Raw genomic sequence first — 20,455 nt, forward strand, 5'->3', positions numbered from 1 at the left:
GTCCGTGTGTGGGTGAGCCCTTACTCCAGCACCTCGGTATCGAGGTCGGGCGTGTTGATACCGGCCAGGGCCTGAAAGAGGCTGCGGGCCTCGTCGGTGCCGATGATGGCCACCAGGTCGCAGGCCGAGAGCCTCAGGTCTGCGTCGGGATTGGGGATGAGGGTTTCACCCCGGAGAACGCCCACCACGGACACCCCGGTTTCCGTGCGGATGCGCGCCTCGCCCAGGGTGCTGCCCACCAGGGCGCCCGAGGGCTCGAGGCGGACCCACTGCAGGTCGAACTGCTGCTCTGCCCTGGAGAGCTGGCCCAGGGTGGTCATCTGTTCGTGGTCTCCCAGCATGGGGGCGAAGATTTTCTGCCGGAGGGTCTCGGTCTGGTGCTGGATCTCCGTGGGGGGGACGCGAAGGTGGAGAAGGGCTTTACGGGTCATCTCCTGGCCGGCCTCGAACTCCGGCAGGATCACCTCGGAGACGTTCATGTCCTTGAATATTTCGATGAACTCCCTGCCAGAGGCCCGGGTGATGATGGTGATGTCTTCGGCCATGTTCCGGGCATGGGTCACCACGGAGCGAGCCTCCACCGGGCCGGGGAGGGTGATGAGCAGGAGGCGGGCCCTCAGGATGTCGGCCGCTTCCAGCACAATTTCGTGGCAGGCGTCGCCGAAGACCACGGGCAGGTTGTCCTGCCTGGCCAGCTCCACCCGCCGCTGATCGAGTTCGATGATGACAAAGGGAAGGCCCATGGCCTTGAGGGCCGAGGCAATGTGGCGCCCCACGCGCCCCCCCCCGGCGATGACCACGTGGTCCTGGAATCCCTCTTCCGGGACGTTGACGGTTTCCAGGGGTTCATGGCGGAACCATCGTTTTTTCAAGGTGTAGAACCGTGGGGTCAGGCCCGAGACAATGGGGGTAAGGACCATGGTGAGCACCGCCGTGGTGAGGAGCAGGCTGTAGAGGTCATGGCTGATGGAGGACGTGGCTACCCCCACCCGTGCCAGGACAAAGGAGAACTCTCCCACCTGAAACAGGCCCAGGCCCACGGCCAGGGGCACCACGTTGCCGTAGCCGAAGAGGCGGGTGACCCCCATGAAGATGAGGCCCTTGCCCAGGCTGATGACGGTGACCAGGAGCAGCACCGCCCCGAGGTGGTCTTTGAGGAAGGTGAGGTCCAGGAGCATGCCCACCGAGGCGAAGAAGAGGAGCCCGAAGAGGTCCCGCAGGGGGATGATGTCGCTTAAGGCCTCGTCGTGGTCATCCAGTCACCGGGACCGTGCCGCCACAAAGGCGCCGAAGGCAAAGGAGAGGCCCACCAGGTAGGTGAGGTACCCGATGCCCAGATAGCAGCGATGGCCAGTAAAAAACTACGGGAACCCAGGCGGGCGATGTGGGCCAGCAGTCGGGGCAGCAGGCGGGTGCCCAGGAAAATCATGGCAACAAGAAAAATCGTTGCCTTGGCCGTCAGCCCGGTTATACCAGGCCCATGCCCGGTGTGCTGAGCTGGGGCAGGATGATCATAAAGGGCACCACGGCCAGGTCCTGGATGATGAGCATGCCCACCATGACCTTGCTGGAGAGGGTGCCCATCCAGCCCTGGTTCATGAGAGTCTTTAAGATGACCATGGTGCTGGACAGGGAGATGAGGGCCCCGAGCCAGAGGGCCGGAAGCCAGCCCCAGCCCAGTGCCTTGCCGATGACAAAGCCCAGGGCGGTGGTGAGCCCCATCTGCAGGGGCGTGCCTAAGATGGCGATTTTTTTGACCGGCTTAAGGTCCTTGCTGGAGAACTCCAGGCCCAGGGCAAAGAGCAGCAGGGCCACGCCGATTTCGGCTAGGAGTTCGATGTCGTGGATGTTGGCAACGGTGGTGAGGCCGGTGTGGGGACCCAGGGCGATGCCGGCGGCAATGTACCCGAGAATCAGGGGTTGACCGATACGCTGCATGAGAAGGCCACAGCAGAAGGCCGCGACCACGATGAGGATGATGTCTGTTGCAATGCCCATGGAAACCTCGGTTGCTGTGGCTGAGCAGGTGAATGAGACCGGAGTCCGGGATAACAGGTTTATATTAAAGCACGGTTTGAGCGTTTCTGTGAACAGAATACGATGTCTGGGAGACTGTCTGGGGCGGGGAGACGGCTGGACTCGTGGAGGGATGGAATGGGGCTTGCCGCCGGATTGACAGGGGGCGGTCATGAAGGGAGGGACCGCAGCCTTTGCTCTGCGGTCCCTCTTGTCGTTCGGGTCAGGGTGTTTCCAGGCTTTTCAGAAAACGTTCCACTTCGGCAAAGAGCTCTGCTGCGATGGGGCCGCGGACGATACCGTGCTGGTGAAAGGGGATCTCCCGGTAGGTTTTGTTTTCGTGGCCGATGCGGGCAAAGAGTTTTCTGCCGCTTTTGTCGCTCACCTTGGGGTCGCCTTTGCCCTGGACGATGAGGGCGGGAGGGCAGAGGTCAGGCAGGCCTTTCCAGACCCTCTTCATCAGGGCTTTCACCTGGACGAGGCCTGCAATGGGGCTCTTCAGGTAGTTGATGTGGGGGTTGTCCGCGTGGTTGGTAACGAACTCCTTGGTGAACCACGGGTCAACCTGCAGGACGCAGAGTCAGTTGCCGGAGTCGTTTAAGGCCTCCACGCCGGAGACGGAGAGGCTCTTGAATTTTAAGGGTGCACTGACGGAGATGACGGCCTCAAAGGCCTCGGGCTTGAAGAGGGCCTGGGCCAGGGCCAGCCCGGCGCCGGTGGAAAATCCCGCCACCACGATGCGCGTGCAGCACGTTTCGAGGATGGCGTGGCCTCGGTCCGCGGAGTCCATCCAGTCGTCGCAGGTGCGCCCGGCAAGGTCGGCAGGGGAGGTGCCGTGGCCCGCAAGCCTGGGGGCGTAGACGGTGTACCCGAGCCCGTAAAGGAACTCAGCCCATTGGCGGACCTCTTCCGGGGCGGCCATGAAGCCGTGGAGCAGCAGGATGCCGGTCTGAGCCTCCGGGTGGCGGAGGAAGACCGGGGCCCCGATATGCCGTGGTTTGGATTCGCCTTCCCGGGCAAAGGCGTCGTAGTCGTCATAAAAGCGGAGCATCTCCGTAAGGGCGAGAGACTCCCATTCCCGGCATGGTACCTGTTCTTTCCGTGGTTCAATCAAAGCGTCTTGTTGTCCAATCTCGTTTTTCAGTGTGCAGTCACATTCGTTGTCCGGGGCCGTGTTATGCCAGGGAGGTTGCATAGACCCGGTAGATCAGGGCGTAGTGGAGGACGCCCCCTAAAAGGACCATGATGTGGAAGAGTTCGTGGAAGCTGAAGATCCCCGGGACAAGCCGGGGCCTTTTGATGGCGTAGATGAGGGCACCGGCCGTAAAGGAGGCACCGCCCGTGAAGAGCAGCACCGTCTGCCCGGCCGAGAGGTTGGCCAGCACCTGTTTGATGGGGAAGACCGCCGACCAGCCCATGGCGCTGTAGATAAGGGCATAAAGGACCCTCGGGGCCCTGGGGAAGAAAAGCTGGGAGATGAGGCCGAAGCCCACCACGCTCCATTGAAAGGCGATCATGACCCAGCGGGTGTTGCCCTCAAGGCAGAAATAGCTGATGGGGGTGTAGGTGCCGGCGATCATGAAGAAAATGGCCAGGCGATCCATTTTTCGCCAGAAGGAGAGCTCGTTCTCCTGTTTTTTAAAGGCGTGGTACAGGGAACTGGCCGAAAAGAGAAAGACCAGGGAGAGGGCGTAGACAAGGGCCGTGATTGTCATGGACGCCGAGTGGCTGGCGATGCGCAAAAGGTAGACCGTCCCCACCAGGGAGGCGATGGCACCTGCCAGGTGTGAATAGAAGTTGAACGATTCCTGTGTTTTGATTCCCATATCGCTTTCCTCGAAAGAATGGATGGGGCGTCGCGTGGTCCGGCCGGGGGACCCAGCGTCCATGGCCTCTGCCTGACCTTGGTATATAGTATGTTACCGGGGGGAAAGACAGGAAAAAATGAGCCCCACGTTGTTCAAGATCACATGGAATTTCAAGGGGCGGGAGGAGCGGCACCGGTGTGTGTCAAAAGGGGTGTGGGACAGATCTGGCTGAAAGGTAAGTGGGTGGGACAGTTTTTTTGGGGTGCCGCAGGCGTTTTGGAATGGAAGGGACCTGTGTTGTGTCTTGCGGCTCGTTTTTTTGGGGGGCGCTGTCCGGTGGGGTCCGGGATAGGCCAGGTTTGGATGAGGCTATGGAAACAGATGGTTGTCCTGGGTCGTAAACGCACTCTCAGGGGCCCTGGGCCGTCGAACTGTATACTTCGGCTTTTTTTTAAGGCGCTTCAGGTGTCGGGCTGGCACAGTTGTTGTTATGTAGTGTGGGCATGCCTTTGGGCCGGAGAGGCACTCCGGGATCCCACTGGGCTGGATGTGCCGTGTGTCGCACCGGGTGAGACAGGGCCGGTCATGGGAATTGAGTTGCAGCGGAGTGTGAAGAGATGAGTATCAAGGTCAGGCAGACGCTTTTGATGGTAGGGTTTTCGGTGATTGTTGTGTTTATGTTCTGTTCCACTGTGGTGGTATCCGGCCGCATGAAGGATGACGGCCTGGTCATCAACCTGGCGGGCAGGCAGCGCATGCTGACCCAGAAGATGACCAAGGAGATCCTTCATTACACCGCGTTTCCCGATGCTTCTTCGGCCGCCACCATCCGCAACACGGCCAAGGTCTTCGACCTGACCCTGAAGGCCCTCACCGACTCCGGAAACGCCCCCCTGACCCTGAATCTGAAGACCACGGCTTACCGGCACTGCCCCGCAGCCGGAGGAGAGGTGCGGGATCAACTCAACACGGTATCCGGCTTGTGGAGGTCTTTTTACGGACACCTTGAGACCGTTGTTTCGGACGGGGAAGGTGCCGCCGACAGCCTGGCCTGGGTCCAGGCCAACAACCTTTCCCTTCTGGGGGAGATGAACAAGGCTGTGCTCCTGATGCAGAAGGCCTCCGAGAAAAAGCTCTCCCTGCTCTACACCCTCCAGATCGGCGGAGTGGCCGTGGGGCTGCTGGTCATGCTCCTGGGCATCCGCATGACCTTCGGCCTGCTGACCCGCCTTGCCCGGGTGGAGAAGTTCGCCCGCCGCCTTGGCTCCGGTGACTTAAACGCCACCTCAGGCATCGACGGAGGCGATGAACTCGGGCGCATCGGCGGCAGCCTCGACACCATGGCCGGGGAGATGAAGGCCATGCTCCAGGGGGTGGTGGACAACTCGAAAACCTTGTTTGTCTCCTCCGGTGAGTTGAGCACCCTGTCTGGAAGCATGAACGTGAACCTCTCGTCCATCGTGGGAAAATCCCAGTCCGTGGCGGCCTCCGCAGAGCAGATGAGCGGCAACATGAACACCGTGGCAGCCGCCATTGAAGAGGCCTCCACCAACGTGGGCATTGTGGCCGAGTCCGCCGAGCAGATGATGGAGACCATCGGGGAGATCGCCGGGAGTACGGGTAAGGCCACGGAAATCACCGCTCAGGCCGTGGACCAGGCCGAGTCCTCGGCCACCCGCATCGCCTCCCTGGGCGAGGCGGCAAGGGAAATCGGTCACGTCACCGAGGCCATCACCGAGATCTCCGAGCAGACCAACCTGCTGGCCCTGAACGCCACCATCGAGGCGGCGCGGGCCGGTGACGCGGGCCGGGGTTTTGCCGTGGTGGCCAACGAGATCAAGGAGCTGGCCCGTCAGACCGCCGAGGCCACCGGTGATATCCGTACCCAGGTCAGCATGATCCAGGACGCCACCCGGGACGCGGTCAGCGAGGTGACGGGCATCAACGAGGTGGTCCACGGCATCAACGAGGTGGTGGGGGGGATCTCCGCCGCCGTGGAAGAGCAGTCCGTCACCACCCGCGAGATTTCCGAGAACATCGGGCAGGCTTCCCTGGGGATTCAGGAGGTGGCGGCCAACATCGCGGACACCTCTGTTGCCGTGGGCAGCGTGGCCCATGACATCACCGAGCTGAACCGGGAGACCACAGGCCTCGGCGAGGGGAGCTCCAAGGTGGCCTCGGAGGCCTTCACCCTCAATGGCCTCTCCGAAGAGCTGGAGACCGCCGTGGGGCAGTTTCGCCTGTAATGTCTCCGTGTGAAGTGGGGCTCGCCCGGTCGGGGAGCCCCTGTGCTTGCGCAAGGAAATCCTTGAAGCTTTTTTGTGGCTGTGGTTCCCTTGGGCCGTTGTGATCCATGGGCCCTTGGGGGCGCTTCGGATCAAAGGGGCTGCGGATCCAGGCCATCCCCGTTTTATGACTCTATCAAGATGAAAAGGACGACGCATGTATATTGTTTCCCTGACCTATGTATGCGAAATGGATAAAGTGGATGCGAACCTTGAGGCCCATGTCGTTTACCTGAAGGAGCAGTACGAAAAAGGGTATTTTATCGCCTCCGGTCGCAAGGTGCCCCGCACCGGTGGGGTGATCCTTGCGGACATGCCTACCAGGGAGGCCTTGGACGCGGTGCTGGCCGAAGACCCCTTCTGCAAAGAGGGCGTGGCGCGTTATGATGTGACGGAGTTTGTTCCCTCCATGGCGGGCAGCGGCTTTGAGTGCCTCTTGCCGAATTAACCGGTTTTTTTAAAGGATCTTACCCATGACTGTTTGGAATCAGGACCTTGTCCTTGCCGCCTGGAACTTTGCCTCCAGGGCTCACAACGGGCAGACCATGCCCGGTACCGAGATCGCGTACATCAATCATGTCGGGACCGTCTCCATGGAGGTGATGGCCGCCATCACAGAGGATCCCGCCTGCACCGAAAAGCCGGATCTTGCCGTGCTTTGCGCCCTGCTGCACGACACCCTGGAAGACACGGACACCTCCTTTGAGACCGTGGCCGAGGGTTTCGGGCTTGAGGTGGCCCAAGGGGTAATGGCTCTTTCCAAGGACAAAACCCTTGGCAGCAAGCAGGAGCAGATGGCCGACAGCCTCGCCCGCATTCGGCAGCAGCCCGAAGAGGTCTGGATGGTCAAGCTTGCCGACCGCATTACCAACCTCCAGCCGCCGCCTGCCCACTGGGATCGGGAGAAGATCACAGCCTACCGGCAGGAGGCCGAAATGATCCTTGAGAGCCTGGGGGCGGCCAACGCCACCCTGGCCGAGAGACTCCGGCTCAAGATCAAGAACTACCTGCGATACAGCTGAGCCGCACCTGCCTTGCTGTGGTGGAGATGCCCGGTTGTTTTTGGGGTTGATCAATGATTACATCTTGGTACCTGACGTCGTCCGGAAGATCCGCCTGGCCGATCGCGCGGACACCGAAGGTTCCTGATTATGGGCTTTACCCTGACGTTCATTCGGTTTCTGCTGTGGGCCCTGTACTTTGCAGCCCCCCTGATGGTGTTCTTGCTCCTTGTGATCGTGATGCTGGGGCAGTGGGTGGGCCGCCTTGAAAAATGGGGCCGGTTCGACACCCTCTACTGGACATTTATCACCGCCACAACCGTGGGATACGGGGACATGCGTCCCAGTCGGAAGGGGTCCAGGGCCCTTTCCGTTTTCATTGCCCTGACGGGGATAACCTTTACGGGGATCCTCGTGGCCCTGGCCCTTCATTCCGCCATGCTTGCCTTTGGAGAGCACGTGGACATGGGGATGGTCAAGGAGATCAAAGAGCAGATTTAGCGCCTCTGTTGCCTCTTTGGCTGAGCCGGCCGGTCATGCGCTGACGATCCCCGGATCGCGTGACCCCATTCTCCCTGCCCCTTTACTCACTGTTCCCCGTTTCAGTCCCCTTTTTTCCGACCTCCCGGACAGTTGACAAAAATGACGCCTGCAAAGTGATGTGAGGCTATGGTTCCCGGCTTCTGCGGGGAAGAGTGGGTATTGCTGAAAGACCAACCCCAACTCACGGTTTTCTGTTTGATTTACCAACCCTCCGCGCCTTGCCTGCCGCACGCCCTTTCTCTGATTGGGTCGTGCGGTTTTTTATTGCAAAAAAAATGAAAGAAATATTCAAGGCGGTTTTTGTTTTGTCGATGGATGAGGGGATAGTATTTCTCATTTTCGTGGGATGTGAACCCAAGCGTGTGTTTGCATGGAACTGACGAGAGATACCCCTTGTCGCGTGTACGGCGGGGTTGATTTATTTATCGGGGCCGTCCGTCGGAAGTCCGTTCAAAGCGGCTGTATGATGGCTTTTGTGGCCCACCCTTTGTGATCCTTTATGAGGAAAGATAGAGATGGCGTTTAAACTCAATGATGTGTCGGTTCGGGTGAAGCTTTTTGCAGGCTTCGGGATTGTGTGGGTGCTGTTTGCCATTTCGGGCTTGTGTATCACACGGTTCACCCAGGCGACGGTGGAGGAATTGGCTTCTGCAGAAGGGGAAGTTCTTCCCCACCTTAATTAATGAAACATCAACAGGGATATCGAGCAGATCCAGGGCTGGCTCACGGACATTTCAGCCACCCGGGCAGCCAAAGGATACGATGACGGATACGATGAGGCCAAAACCTACTACGACGACGCAGTCAAGCGTATCGCCTTTGCCATTGATGAGCACAAAAAGTACGGCGAAGCCGAGACCGTGGCCTTGTTGAAGTCGATGCGCGTAAGCCTGGACCGGTATTACGCCATGGGACGCTCCATGGCCCAGGCCTATATCGACGGGGGGCCGGAGCAGGGCAATCCCATGATGGAAAAGTTTGACCCCTTTGCCGAAGAGCTCACGGGGATGATCGACAAACTCGTGGCCCAGCATGTGGAAGAGCTGGACCATTCCCTGACAACCATGAGGGAGCACAGTGCCCTCACGGCCCGTACCGTATGGGTCTCCATGGGGATTGTGCTGGTGATGTGCGTGGGGGTTGCCCTTCTCATTGCCGGTCCCATCGTCTCATCACTGGCTCAGGCCGCGGCGTTTGCAGACAAGATGGCCCAGGGGGACCTGCGGCAGGCCCTGGACATCCGGGGCAAAGATGAGATCGGGGTTCTGGTGGCGTCCCTTAACAGCATGTCCGCCAATCTCAAATCCATGTTCGGGGACGTCCGCACCGGGGTGGGGATGCTGATGTCTTCCTCGTCGGAGCTGTCTGCCGTTTCGGAACAGATTACATCGAACTCGGACCATACCGCGGAAGCCTCCGGCACGGTCTCAACGGCAGCCGATGAGATGACCGACAACATGAACGAGGTATCCGCGTCCACGGAGCAGACCACCGTGACGGTCCGGGATCGTCCGCCCGCTGCCTCTGAGGGAATAGCGGCAACCATTGAGGAGATTGCCGGAAATACGGCAAAGGGAAGCGAGATCACCCGGGGGGCCGTGGACGAGGCCCGCATGGTGTCGGAAAAAGTGACGGAGCTGGGAAGCGCTGCAAAGGAGATCAACCAGGTGACGGAAACCATCTCGGAGATTTCTGAGCAGACGAACCTGCTGGCCCTCAACGCCACCATTGAGGCGGCCCGGGCTGGCGAGGCCGGAAAAGGGTTTGCGGTGGTTGCCGAAGAGATCAAGGCCCTTGCCCGGCAGACGGCGGATGCCACCGGGGAGATCAGGGGAAAGATCTCCGGGATCCAGACCGTGACGTCAGAGTCCGTAGACGCCATTGAATCCATTGTCACGGTGATTCACGATATCAACCAGGTGGTGACCACTGTGGCTGCCTCCATTGAAGAGCAGTCCGCCACCACCCGTGAAATTTCGCAGAGCGCTGCCCAGGCTGCTTCCGGCGGCCAGGCCGTAAGTGAGAACGTGGGACAGGCCTCGGCCGCTGCCGAAGGCGTGGCCCAAAGCATCTCGGAGGTGAGCCGGGCGGCCCGGGAGATGAATGAGGGGAGCCTTCAGATCCGCACCAAGGCCCGGGAACTCTCCGGCCTGGCCGATCAGTTGAGTGGCCTTGTGGGGCGGTTTACCCTGTGATGAGTCGCGGGGCGCTGTGAGCCGTGCCTTGCGTGATGATACGAAATGGATACATAGATAAGGGCTTGCGCATGGCGCGGGTTGGTTGGCGCAGGGCCTTGATGGGGGGGATGATGATGAAGGGGTGTTCACGCGTCATGGGGCTGGCATGTGCCCTGGTTTTTTTGTCTTTTGTCTGTGCATGGGCCGAAGGGTTTCCCGGGTCGGTGACGGCAGTACCAGCCATGCGGTTTTTATCGGGCACACGGAAAAAATGCCTGAAAATGTGATGGAACCGGTTCCGGTGAGTAACATGGCCGAGTACGTGGCCTTGTTCGGTGGTGCGCCGGTCCTCGGCTTTTCCCTTGAGGAAAAGGGGGCGGGCTCACCCGATGCCTCGGATGTGGTTCTAAATGGCAAATCCTTTTCCCTGACCCAGAGTTCCGAGCGCTACATCCTGTACCGCAGCCTGGAACTCTTTTTCCAGAACGGGGGTGGACCCTGCAGCATCGTGTCCGTGGGGGGCTACAGCGATGCCGTGGAAACCGAGGGCTTGATCCGGGGGATTGGTGCCCTGTCGGGGGAGGATGGCCCCACCCTGGTGGTGATCCCCGAGGCCGTGCTTCTGGATGGGGCAGGGTGCAGCGCCGTGCAGCAGGCCGCCCTGCGGCGGTGCGCAGAGCCGGGTCGCAGCCGGTTTGCCATCCTGGATGTCCGGGGAGGAGACCGGCCTTCATCAGACTCTTCTGCGGATTGCATCAAGGCGTTTCGGGACGGCATCGGCTCTGCGGACCTGGGCCTCGGTGCAGCCTATTACCCATGGCTGAACACCTCGGTGGTGCAGGAACGGGACCTGGGCTTTGAAAACCTTACCCCGCTTTCGCTTCTCCAGCGGCTTCTGACCGAGGAGCTTTCCCAAGGCCGGGGGGAGGCCTCCACCGCCGAGTCAGGCGCCATGGCGTCTGTCATCAGTAAGATGACCTCTCCCTTACTCACCCACGCGGAAAAAACCGGCATCAACAATGCCCTGGTGGCAGAAAGCCCGCTTTTCAACACCCTGCTCAAAGCCATGAAGGAGCGTGCCAACCTGCTCACCGTGATTTCGGGCGCCGTTGCCGGTGCCTACGCCATGACGGACAATTCACGGGGCGTCTGGCAGGCCCCTGCCAACATCAGCCTGAACAGCGTCTGCAGCCCGGCTGTCACCGTTTCCGGTGATCGCCAGGAGTTCCTGGCCATTCCCCCGGACGGCTTGTCTGTCAACGCCATCCGCGCCTTTCCCGGTGAAGGGACCTTGATCTGGGGTGCCCGGACTGGCGCTATGTGAACGTGCGGCGGACGGTGATGATGATTGAGGCCTCCATCACGGAAGCCCTCAAGGGATGCGCCTGCGAACACAGACACACGGCGACCTGGGGGAAGGTGACGCCCCTGATCAGGCATTTTCTCATGGGCCTCTGGAAAGAGGGGGGGCTGGCCGGGGCGGACCCGGACGATGCCTTCAACATCACCGTGGGCGCAAGCGACGTGGATGCCGGGATGATGCGGGTGGTGGTGAACGTTGCCGTATCGCGACCAGGGCAATTCATTCCCATCACCATGGACGTGCGTACCGGGGCCTCGGAGTAGAGACAAACTCCCGACACACAGACGCGGTTGACTGATGACGAGTCCCAGCGGCGTGTGAGCGCCCCATGGGAATGGGGCCTCTATCCTGTCAGGGGGTTACGCATATGAGGGCGTCGCGAAGTTCGGTTAAATCATGGATGGTGGCCGATGGCTCAATGCCCCAGGGGTCAAAGGGGGCTTCTTTGGATCGGTTGACCCAGGCAGCGCGCATACCGGCTGAAAGGGCACCGATCACATCAAAGGGATTGCTTGAAATGAGCCAGGCTTCGTGCCTTTCGGCTCCGGATTGTCTCAGGAAGTGGGCATAGACACCGGGGTTGGGTTTGAACGATTTGATCTCATCGACGCTCACAATGCCATCAAAAACGCTCCAGATACCGCAGCGTTAAAGGGCGCTCCACCGCGTCTGCGGTGCCGTTGGAAAAGGCAAAGAGGTTGCAATCCGTTGCCTTCAGACGGGCAAGCCCTTCACGAACATCCGGAAAGGCGGGGAGGGTGCGATAGATTTCCAGGAGGCCTTTTTTTTGCTCGCTGTTGAACGGTATTCCATGGATGGTGCAGGTGTAGTCAAGTGCCTGGGCGGTGCATACGGAAAACGGAGCATAGTGCTACATTAACCCCCGCCTGAACGAGTATTCCAGCTGTTTTTCGCGCCAGGTACGGGAAAAAGCCGCAGCCTTTTCCCCGATGAGTTCTTTGAGGTGCTCAACCACACCGTGGGTGTCGATGAGGGTGCCGTATACGTCAAAGGCGAGGGTGATGGTCACGGTGTGGTTCCTTTTGCTGGCTCTTGCTGGCCATAGATCAGGGTGCTCGCTGTTTAAAGAAGGGCGCTGTTGGAGTCCGCTGGGGCTTGGCCCCGCTTGTCGTGGGTGTAGTCCCGCACCACGTTGGCCACGCGGATGCGGTAGGAGGTGAAAAGGGAGGCCTTGCCGGTTCTCTGTGCGGTCCGGTGGTCCAGCATGGTGCGCCATGCCTCGATGGCGGCCTCGGATTCCCAGAAGGAGAGGCTCAGCAATTTTCCCTCCTCGTTGAGGCTGGCGAAGCGTTCAATGGAGATAAAGCCTGGTCGGCTCTCAAGGAAGCCCCGGATTTCCGCGGCGATTTTCAGGTACTCGGCTTTGCCTTCGGCCTTGGGGGTCACTTCAAAGATGACGGCATACATGGTGGTGTGTCCTTTTTGTTACTGATGCATTCATAAAAGCCTCCGGCGTCCTGCCGGGGGCTCTTCGTTATGTTGGGTCCTTCTCTTTTTCCAGCCGGATGAGCTGCTCCTTGATGGTCAGGCCATGGGCAAAGCCCGTGAGCTTGCCGCCTGCCCCCACCACCCGGTGGCAGGGTACGATAAGGGGGATGGGGTTCTTGCTGTTGGCCATGCCCACGGCACGGCAGGCCTTTTCGTTGCCCAGTTTTTTTGCAATGTCTCCGTAGGTCCTGAGCTCTCCGAAGGGAATGGCCGTGAGTGCCTTCCATACTTGTTTCTGGAACTCCGTTCCCGAGGGGTTGAGCTTCAGGTCAAAGTGATCCCTTTTTCCTTCCATGTACTCCCGCACCTGCCCCACGGCGTCGTCAAAGAAAGCGTCGTTTCGAACCCACTCCGGTGAGATCTTCGAAGACTCCGTTTGCCTTCCCCTGTGCAGAGGTGAAGGTGGGAGATGCCGCGCTCATCCCCTGCGATGATCACTTCGCAGAGGGTTGCCTGGAATCGGGTGTAATAGGTCATGCCTCGTCTCCTTTGTCCATATGCCACAGGCACAGGGTTGCATAGCTTCGGTAGGGGCGCCACGCTTCGGCCATGGCCTGGATTGCTTTTTTGGTCGGTTTTTCGTCCCGGGTCAAGGCCTTGATGACCCCTAGGTCCGTGGCCGGAAAGCAGTCTTTCATGCCCAGGCCCCGCATGGCCACGTAGTGAACGGTCCAGTCGCCGATGCCTTTCAGGCTGGAAAAGTCCCGGTGAAAGGCGTCAAAGGGTTGGTTGGGGGTGAGCTTGACGGCTTCGTCCAGAATGGCCCGCACCGCGGTTTGCAAGGTGGCCTGGCGGGTCTGGGTGAGGCCGATGCCGGAAAGATCGAGGCTAACAAGCTCTTCGGCATCGGGAAAGTAGCGGTCCAGGCCGTCCGGGTACTCAGGGTCGGTGTTTTGTTCCGCTTTTTCAGCGATGCGTCCGGCCAGGGTGGTGGCGGCCTTTACCGTGATCTGCTGGCCCAGGATGGCGCGGACAACAAACTCAAAGGGATCAAAGGCCACGGGCAGGCGGGGCACGTGGCCGTTTGTCATGCCTCGGTTCAGGGTGGTGTCCGCTGCAAGGAGGTGGTTGATCCGGGAAAAGTCGGTGTCCAGGTCGAACATCCTGCGGACGCGGTTGTGGATCTCCATGCAGCAGCGGATGTCGTCACAGGCGATGTGAAGCGCAAGGGCCGATGTCTCCGGGGCATCGGTGACCGTGACGTATCCTCGGGCTGAGCCCACTCGAAAGGTGCGGCTGTAGCTTGTTTCGGTGACCACCTCCACCCCCCGGATGGCCCGAGGGGCCAGAAAGGAGAGGATTTGCTTGAAATCAAAGGGCTGCCGGTAGGGGAGCTTCAGCAGGGTGTCGGCGCCGGGATTTTCTTCCCCGGGGCCCTCTTCCCGGCGCAGCTGCGTGGGTGTTTTCCCAAAGGTCTTTTTAAACACCTCGTTGAACTGCCTGATGGAGCCGAAGCCTGATGCATAGGCGATGTCGGTGATGCTTTGGCGGGAGTAGACCAGGAGTTTCTTGGCGAACAGAGCCTTGTGGTACCTGACCACGGCCCCGGGCCGGGCACCTAGGTTGTCCTGAAAGAGCTGCCGCAGGTGGCGGTCCGATACCCCCACCTCTTCCGCCAGCTCCCCTAAGCTGTGGTCGTGGAGGAACCCTCCGTAGATTTTTTCCAGGGCCTCTCACCAGGAATGTCCCCCGGATGTTTCCGTTGGTGTAGTCTGTTTCAAGGTCCGGCCTGCACCGGTAGCAGGGCCGGAACCCCTGATCCAACGCCTCGAAGAGGGTGGCTAAGTAGCGGACGTTCTCCTCTTTGGCCACAGGAGACGGGCACGAAGGCCTGCAGAAGATCCCCGTGGTTTTCACCCCGAAGAAGAACCTGCCGTCGTAGTTCCTGTCTTTGGCTGTTCTTGCCTGGCTGTATTCGTGTTGCATCATGGTCTCTTTGCCCGAAAAGGTGGTGCGGCGCGTGCCGCAGGAGACCACGGGTGATGATCCGAAAAAAAATGACCCGTGACCTCTTTCTTGTATGGATAACGTTCCTGCCGGAATCCTGGCAAGCGGTTTTCGGAGATGGCATTTTTTTGATGGGCAGGGGAGGTACGGTGTGTTGGGCGCTGCCGCTCCGCCGGGCCGTCATGACCGTGGGCGGAGCAGCGAAAGCCGCTGTGGGGGGCCTTTCTTCGCAGAAAAACGGGGAGGCGAGGTGTTACTTGTCCATGACGCCGAGTTTTCTCTCCAGGGCGGCCAGGGCCTGGGAGATGATGAAGGTCAGGAAGAGGTAGACCACACCGGCGCCGAAGAGGAACTGGACGTAGTCGTAGTACCGGGCGCCCGTGGCGCCGAGTGCGTCGCTCACCAGCCCCCGATCCAGCCAGGGAGGAGTCCTTTAAAAGGACGATGAACTCGTTGCACAACGGGGGAATGATTTTGCGAAAGGCCTGGGGCAGGATGACGTCCCACATGGCCCGGCCGTGGGGCATGCCCAGTGAGCGGGCGGCCTCCATCTGGCCGCTGGGAACGGCCTGGATGCCCGCGCGGACGATCTCCGCCACGTAGGCGCCTGAGTTGATGCCCAGGGCCGTGATGCCCGCCTTGATGGGCGAAAACATGATGGGGTCCCCGGTGATGGCCAGGTAGAGCTGGGGCAGACCGAAGTAGATGAAAAAGATCTGCAGCAGCATGGGGGTGCCGCGCAGGACGTAGACATAGACACCTGACACGGCTCGGATCAGGCGGTTTCTGGAGATGCGGCCCATGCCGGCAAGGGAGCCGAGGATGATGCCGATGATCAGGGCACCGGAGGTCAGCTGGATGGTGACCGCGGCTCCTTTAAGCAAAAATAACTTGTGCTGCCAAACCAGCGCAAAATCGATCACTGTGATGATCCTTCTATGGGGTTGCCGCCGGCGGGCCTGCCGGGGGGCAAACGGTTTTTGAACAGACCAGTGAGGCACAGCGCTGCATTGGAAAACCGCATGGTTTTCCAGGGGGCCTTACGTGATCATGGTCACGGTCTGTTGTGTTGCATGCTGTGAAGGACAACACCCCAACCGGTTTTCCGGCTGGGGTGGCGTCGTTTTACAATCAAAGCTGAGGGCCTTCGAGCCTCTATACGCCCCACTTCTTGCGGAGCTTGGCGATGGTGCCGTCGGCTTCGAGCTTTTCGATGGCCTTGTTGAGGGCGTCCAGGAACTCAGGGGAGTTCTTGCGCACGATGGCGGCGGTCTCTTCGTAGCTCAGGGGCTTTTCAAAGACGGTGAACTCGGGCTTCTTGGCGTAGTTTTCGGCAATGGCCACGTCCAGGACAGCGCCCTGAACCACGCCGTTTTTCATCATCATCACTGCGATGTTGGCGTCGTCCACGATCTGGGCGTCGCAGCCCTTGATCTTCTTGGCCGCTTCGGCGCTGGTGGAGCCGATCTGGGCGGCAACACGCTTGCCCACCAGGTCTTCTTCGGTTTTCACGGGGGAGTCTGCCTTGGTGAGAACCGTGGAGCCGTTTTTGTAGTAGGGGATGGTGAAGTCAACGCTCTGCTTACGCTCTTCGGTGACGGAGAAGCTGGACATACCCAGGTTCACCTGCCCGTTTTTCACGGCAATGATGATGGAGTCAAAGCCCATGGCCTGGAACTTGGTCTTAAGGCCCAGCTCGGCGGCAACGGCGTCGATGAGGTCGATGTCAAAACCCACGATTTTGTTGGTGGCGGGGTCCACACTTTCAAAGGGGGGGTAGTCGGGGCTGGTGCCGATGGTGAGAACGCCGGATTTTTTGATCTTTGCCCAGTTCTTGTCCGCGGCGGATGCCGTGGAAACCATTGCCATGCAAACCCCTGCCATGACCATGACGGTCAGCAGTTTTTTCAATCGTGCCATGTTCGTCTTCCTCCTGGTTATCATATGGAGACGGCTCCCAAGCCAGCGGCTGCCCTCCTCCCGGTGAGCCGGGCCTTCGGCAAAGGGCCTTGATGCGGGGCCCTTGATCTGTCGCGTGGTTGATGAGAAGCGACATCCCCTGTTTGATGGATCCGTCCAGTCAAATCAAAATTTTATTTAGTATGACTGAAGGGCTCGGATGTCAAGACGAAACCGGTAACAGGTCAGGGCCAACGCATTTAAAAACTCCGTTGCCTCCGGCGGGTCGCTTTTTGAAAAAAGCTCCGCAAAAACGTTCCGGTAATCATGGAATTTTAAAGAAGGAGAGGGGCTATGCTCTGCAGGCACGAATCCTCAAAAAACAAAACCTGTTTGCTGAATTTTTCAAAAGGTTGGCCCCCGGCAGGGCCGCCGGAGGCTGTTCTTTGGGCTGAATCGTTCCTTTAGTGTTGCCCCCGGAAGCTTGGCCGGAGGCAACCCGTGGGGCTATTTGAGTTCCGTGCTGAGTTCTGCTTCGCAGGCGTGCTCCTGCTGGAGCTCGCCGTTGCGGTTGAACAGGCCTTCGAGCATCAGGGTGAGGGCGCCGTCACCGGTGACGTTGCAGGCGGTGCCGAAGCTGTCCTGCAGGGCAAAGACCGCCACCAGAAGGGCCACACCCGCGGGGTCGAACTGGAGGACCCCCACCACGATACCCAGGGAGGCCATGACGGTTCCTCCGGGGACGCCGGGGGCGCCGATGGCAAAGATGCCGAAGAGAAGGATGAACAGGGCCATGACGCTGACGGAGGGCAGGTGGCCGTAGAGCATCATGGAGATGGTCATGGCAAAAAAAGTTTCGGTGAGCACCGAGCCGCACAGGTGAATGGTGGCACCCATGGGGACCATGAACTCCACGGTGTCTTTGCTGAGCGCGCTGGACTTGGAGGCGCAGGAGAGGGACACGGGAAGGGTGGCGGCGCTGGACATGGTGCCCACGGCCGTGAGGTAGGCCGGGGAGTAGTGAAGCAATTGAGTTGTCCCGGAGATCATGCCCGCAATGAGGTAGAGGATGGTGAGCCATACAAACTGCCCCACCAGCACGATGGCGATGACCTTCAGGAAGACGGGGAGCTGCCTGGTGAGGCTGCCTTCGTAGGCAAGGCAGGCAAAGGTGGCGGCAATAAAGATCGGGAGAATGGGGATGACCACGCGATGGACAACCTGCATCATGATCTCTTCAAATTCGTTCATGAGCTTGGCAAAGGTCTCTGCCTTGGTCCAGATGGTGGCGCTGCCCAGCATGATGGCGGTGACCAGGGCGGTCATCACCGACATGACAGGGGGGATGTTGAGCTGGAATACCACTTTGGGCAGTTCCCGGAGTCCCTCCACGCTGGTGGCGATGGAGAGGTGCGGGATGATGAGATAACCCGCCATGGCAGCCATGGTGGCCGCCCCGGCTGCGGAGAGGTAGGCCGGCCGAGACCCCTGTCCCCAGCGCTTTCTTGGCGTTGCTTCCGAGCTTGACGATGGACGGCGCAATGAACGCGATGATGATCAGCGGGACCGTGTAGTAGATCAGCTGCCCGATGACGTATTTGATGGTGGTGACAACCTCGATGACAGCCTCGTTTGCCACAAGGCCGATGATGATACCGGCGGCGATCCCGCCGATGAGCTTGATAATCAGAGCAAATTCTCCAAACCTGTTTTCCAATGACATCCTATCATCCCTCCTGGTTGAACATATTGGGCCCGGGCAAAAAAGCCGCTTGCGTGCGGGCGTTCCGGGGTGTCTCAACGGTGAAACGATTCCCAGGCGAGCCCATGTCGGCTGCAGTGTCTCCAACCTGCCTGCCGCCGAGCGCCGTGCTTTTTATGCCGAAACCTTTATTTTTTGGGGGACGGCTCCCAGGCCATGGGCCCGAAGTGCGCCTGTCTCCCGTTTTTTACACGTGTTTGTCAACTCCCTTGCATATGGGGTCCCCGGCAGGGGTGCCGGGGGGCTTTGCGTTGGCCAGGGTGACCATATAGCGCGATTCCGGCCATGTCCCGTGAAAAAACGGGGACCGGTAAAAATAGTTTTTATGTTGCGTGAAAGGGAACACGGGCCGGCTGGATGGTCGCCGTGACCAGGGAGGGAAGAGCTCCCTTTGTCGGGTTGCTTTTCCCCCGTTTTTCTTATGCAGCAAGCCCTTATTTACCCCACCTTTTTGTACTGCCTTTCCATGATATCGAGGATGGAGTTGTTGGCACCGGCCAGGCCTGTGTTGCACAGGTAGCCGAGGTTTTCAAAGAGCTGGCGGAAGCTGAAGGCCAGGATGCCGTTGTCCTCATGGACCGCGACCCCCTTCTGGGCCAGAAGGGCTGCCTTGACGGCCCAGCTGGCTGAAAGGGCCAGCTTGTAGGCGCATCCCTCTTTGCCGCCGTCGCAGATCAGGCCCGTGATGCTGCCCACCATGTTGAGCATGCTCTTGAAGATCTGGGCTTCACTGCCGCCCATCATGTAAGAGACCCCGGCACAGGCCCCGATGCCCGCGGCCACGCCGCATCCGCACATGGCCGACAGGGTGCCGGTAAAGGACTTGATATAGACGGTGATGAGGTTGCTGAAGGCCAGGGCCCGGAGCATGGCTTCCGGGGATGCCTCGGTGGCTTCGGCCACCCCGGCAATGGTCAGGAACACGGTGATGCCGTGGTTGCCGCTTCCCGCGCTGCTCATGGCAGGCAGGGTGGAACCGGACATGCGGGCTTCCGAGGCTGCTGCGCAGAGCATCTCCGCCTTGGTGACCATCTGGTCGTTCAGGATCCCTTCCTCCACGATTTTCTTGTATGCCTGGCCGATGCCTCCCTCATAGGAGAGCCCCTCTTTGGCCAGCATCATGTTCTTGTCCACCCCTTCCTGGAGAAAACGGATCTCATCCAGGGGCACGGTGTTGGAAAAATCCAGAAGGTCTTTGAGGTCGTATGCCTGGATCAGCTTTTTGTGGGCCTGCTCATCCACGGCGCCGGGCTCTTCATGGGAGAGGTTGATCCCCTCTTCCACCTTGACGATGTTGTTGTGGCGGTCCACGGCCATGACCTTGATCTGCCTGCCGTCGGTGAGGGTGACAAAGATCTCCACGAAGAGCCTGCTGCAATTGCCCTTGATGCAGACGGAGATCAGCTCTTTTTCCACCAGGGCTTCGGCCTTTTGGTTTTGTTCCGGGGCGATGGTCTCCAGGACCCGCAGCTCCTTGTCGGGGGTTGCGATAGCGGCGAGGCGGGCGATTTCCAGCCCGCGCTTTTTGATGCCCGGGATGCCTACGCGAAGGCCGTTTTTGAACAGGGCGGCATCCACGCAGACTTCAACGGACTTGATCATGGAGAGGTCCTTGATTTTAGCCCCCGCCACAGAGGCTGCGTATGCCACGGCAATGGGCTCGGTGCACCCTGTTGCCGGGACAACTTCCCGCTTTAAGATTCCAACCAGCTCGGAATAATCGGTGGCCATGGTCTGACTCCTTTCTATGGTTCGTACGTGTCGTACTTGATCGTTCACGGTTTTTTGTTTTCGTCCCATGACTAAGGGCAAGGAGCATGCCATGTTTGAAAAAAGCGAAACGGTCTCGTTGGTTTTTTGATGGTTTGCACGGGATGGGGAATGGTAAGTGCTTGTCAAAAAAACGGATTTGCAAGGGGTGGTGAAGGGGGGCGGCACGCACGTACGTTCCGGCACCACAGGAAGGATACACACAGGTCAGTTTCATATCTGACACAAAAATCTGTGTCAGATATGAAACTGTGTCGGTATTGAAACGAAACCGATCTGTTCACCCCCGCTGCCCCTGACCGCCGGCATGAGAAGAGGTACTTGCGAGACCTCTTACCCAGCCACACGCTGTGCTGAGCGGTTTCACTGGTGGAG

22 protein-coding genes and 2 pseudogenes are annotated in these 20,455 nt (G+C 59.7%); 9 read left to right on the top strand and 15 right to left on the bottom strand.

What is annotated here, in order from left to right; translation table 11 throughout:
* Positions 1-20 precede the first annotated feature (20 nt).
* The 4 genes and pseudogenes from ACOYW1_RS30905 to trhA all read right to left on the bottom strand — a co-directional run bounded on the left by ACOYW1_RS30905 (position 21) and on the right by trhA (position 3,842).
* A complete protein-coding gene (locus tag ACOYW1_RS30905) occupies positions 21-1,178 on the bottom strand; it encodes an NAD-binding protein (RefSeq protein WP_482420985.1) in 1,158 nt (385 codons plus the stop codon).
* A gap of 289 nt (positions 1,179-1,467) precedes the next feature.
* Entirely contained in the window at positions 1,468-1,998 is a 531-nt protein-coding gene (locus ACOYW1_RS30910) for a cation:proton antiporter domain-containing protein (protein WP_482420986.1), read from the bottom strand.
* A 241-nt stretch (positions 1,999-2,239) separates the two neighbouring features.
* Positions 2,240-3,211 (bottom strand): annotated as a pseudogene (locus ACOYW1_RS30915) (alpha/beta hydrolase).
* Positions 3,192-3,842, bottom strand: coding sequence for a PAQR family membrane homeostasis protein TrhA (trhA, locus tag ACOYW1_RS30920; protein WP_482414554.1), 651 nt, complete (start codon positions 3,840-3,842; stop codon positions 3,192-3,194). Before trhA ends, ACOYW1_RS30915 begins: the two are co-directional and overlap by 20 nt.
* 599 nt (positions 3,843-4,441) lie before the next feature.
* On the opposite strand from trhA, the gene ACOYW1_RS30925 reads away from it, so the two are divergent.
* The 9 genes from ACOYW1_RS30925 (at position 4,442) to ACOYW1_RS30965 (ending at position 11,456) form a co-directional block, all read left to right on the top strand.
* Positions 4,442-6,070 carry a methyl-accepting chemotaxis protein gene (locus tag ACOYW1_RS30925; RefSeq protein ID WP_482420987.1) on the top strand — a complete coding sequence of 543 codons (1,629 nt, stop codon included), beginning with the start codon at positions 4,442-4,444 and terminating at the stop codon, positions 6,068-6,070.
* A gap of 196 nt (positions 6,071-6,266) precedes the next feature.
* Positions 6,267-6,557 carry a YciI family protein gene (locus tag ACOYW1_RS30930; RefSeq protein WP_482420988.1) on the top strand — a complete coding sequence of 97 codons (291 nt, stop codon included), beginning with the start codon at positions 6,267-6,269 and terminating at the stop codon, positions 6,555-6,557.
* Positions 6,558-6,582: 25 nt separating this feature from the next.
* Complete coding sequence (locus tag ACOYW1_RS30935) at positions 6,583-7,131, top strand: HD domain-containing protein (RefSeq protein ID WP_482420989.1); 549 nt, start codon at positions 6,583-6,585, stop codon at positions 7,129-7,131.
* Positions 7,132-7,260: 129 nt separating this feature from the next.
* Positions 7,261-7,611 (top strand): potassium channel family protein, encoded by a 351-nt coding sequence (locus ACOYW1_RS30940; RefSeq protein WP_482420990.1) that lies wholly within the window; start codon positions 7,261-7,263, stop codon positions 7,609-7,611.
* Between the two features lie 194 nt (positions 7,612-7,805).
* Positions 7,806-8,033 (top strand): hypothetical protein, encoded by a 228-nt coding sequence (locus ACOYW1_RS30945; protein WP_482420991.1) that lies wholly within the window; start codon positions 7,806-7,808, stop codon positions 8,031-8,033.
* A 135-nt stretch (positions 8,034-8,168) separates the two neighbouring features.
* Complete coding sequence (locus tag ACOYW1_RS30950; RefSeq protein WP_482420992.1) at positions 8,169-8,336, top strand: hypothetical protein; 168 nt, start codon at positions 8,169-8,171, stop codon at positions 8,334-8,336.
* 183 nt (positions 8,337-8,519) lie between these two features.
* On the top strand, positions 8,520-9,848 hold the full coding sequence (locus tag ACOYW1_RS30955) for a methyl-accepting chemotaxis protein (RefSeq protein WP_482420993.1): 1,329 nt from the start codon (positions 8,520-8,522) through the stop codon (positions 9,846-9,848).
* Between the two features lie 253 nt (positions 9,849-10,101).
* The gene (locus tag ACOYW1_RS30960) at positions 10,102-11,154 is read left to right on the top strand and encodes a hypothetical protein (RefSeq protein WP_482420994.1); all 1,053 of its coding nucleotides are present in this window, start codon (positions 10,102-10,104) and stop codon (positions 11,152-11,154) included.
* 17 nt (positions 11,155-11,171) lie between these two features.
* Positions 11,172-11,456, top strand: coding sequence for a hypothetical protein (locus tag ACOYW1_RS30965; RefSeq protein ID WP_482420995.1), 285 nt, complete (start codon positions 11,172-11,174; stop codon positions 11,454-11,456).
* An 88-nt stretch (positions 11,457-11,544) separates the two neighbouring features.
* Here ACOYW1_RS30965 and ACOYW1_RS30970 read toward each other — a convergent pair whose 3' ends face one another.
* The 11 genes and pseudogenes from ACOYW1_RS30970 to ACOYW1_RS31020 form a co-directional block, all read right to left on the bottom strand.
* On the bottom strand, positions 11,545-11,832 hold the full coding sequence (locus ACOYW1_RS30970) for an HAD family hydrolase (RefSeq protein WP_482423863.1): 288 nt from the start codon (positions 11,830-11,832) through the stop codon (positions 11,545-11,547).
* Between the two features lie 232 nt (positions 11,833-12,064).
* The gene (locus ACOYW1_RS30975) at positions 12,065-12,223 is read right to left on the bottom strand and encodes a hypothetical protein (protein WP_482420996.1); all 159 of its coding nucleotides are present in this window, start codon (positions 12,221-12,223) and stop codon (positions 12,065-12,067) included.
* A 53-nt stretch (positions 12,224-12,276) separates the two neighbouring features.
* Positions 12,277-12,621 (bottom strand): antibiotic biosynthesis monooxygenase family protein, encoded by a 345-nt coding sequence (locus ACOYW1_RS30980; RefSeq protein ID WP_482414563.1) that lies wholly within the window; start codon positions 12,619-12,621, stop codon positions 12,277-12,279.
* A 67-nt stretch (positions 12,622-12,688) separates the two neighbouring features.
* Positions 12,689-12,997: a methylated-DNA--[protein]-cysteine S-methyltransferase gene (locus ACOYW1_RS30985; RefSeq protein ID WP_482420997.1), complete on the bottom strand. Its 309-nt coding sequence runs from the start codon at positions 12,995-12,997 to the stop codon at positions 12,689-12,691.
* Positions 12,967-13,179: a hypothetical protein gene (locus ACOYW1_RS30990; protein ID WP_482420998.1), complete on the bottom strand. Its 213-nt coding sequence runs from the start codon at positions 13,177-13,179 to the stop codon at positions 12,967-12,969. The genes ACOYW1_RS30985 and ACOYW1_RS30990 overlap by 31 nt, the downstream gene beginning before the upstream one ends.
* Entirely contained in the window at positions 13,176-14,309 is a 1,134-nt protein-coding gene (locus tag ACOYW1_RS30995; protein WP_482420999.1) for an AlkA N-terminal domain-containing protein, read from the bottom strand. The genes ACOYW1_RS30990 and ACOYW1_RS30995 overlap by 4 nt, the downstream gene beginning before the upstream one ends.
* 127 nt (positions 14,310-14,436) lie before the next feature.
* A pseudogene (locus tag ACOYW1_RS31000) lies at positions 14,437-14,631 on the bottom strand (Ada metal-binding domain-containing protein); the annotation flags it as partial.
* Entirely contained in the window at positions 14,628-15,533 is a 906-nt protein-coding gene (locus tag ACOYW1_RS31005; RefSeq protein ID WP_482421000.1) for an amino acid ABC transporter permease, read from the bottom strand. The gene ACOYW1_RS31005 and the pseudogene ACOYW1_RS31000, both read right to left, overlap by 4 nt.
* Before the next feature lie 271 nt (positions 15,534-15,804).
* A complete protein-coding gene (locus tag ACOYW1_RS31010; RefSeq protein ID WP_482421001.1) occupies positions 15,805-16,569 on the bottom strand; it encodes a transporter substrate-binding domain-containing protein in 765 nt (254 codons plus the stop codon).
* Positions 16,570-17,055: 486 nt separating this feature from the next.
* Positions 17,056-18,090: a cation:dicarboxylate symporter family transporter gene (locus tag ACOYW1_RS31015; RefSeq protein ID WP_482421002.1), complete on the bottom strand. Its 1,035-nt coding sequence runs from the start codon at positions 18,088-18,090 to the stop codon at positions 17,056-17,058.
* A 658-nt stretch (positions 18,091-18,748) separates the two neighbouring features.
* Positions 18,749-20,041 carry an L-cysteine desulfidase family protein gene (locus ACOYW1_RS31020; RefSeq protein WP_482421003.1) on the bottom strand — a complete coding sequence of 431 codons (1,293 nt, stop codon included), beginning with the start codon at positions 20,039-20,041 and terminating at the stop codon, positions 18,749-18,751.
* Positions 20,042-20,455 lie beyond the last annotated feature (414 nt).

The organism is Desulfoluna sp. CYM3A (assembly GCF_056829965.1).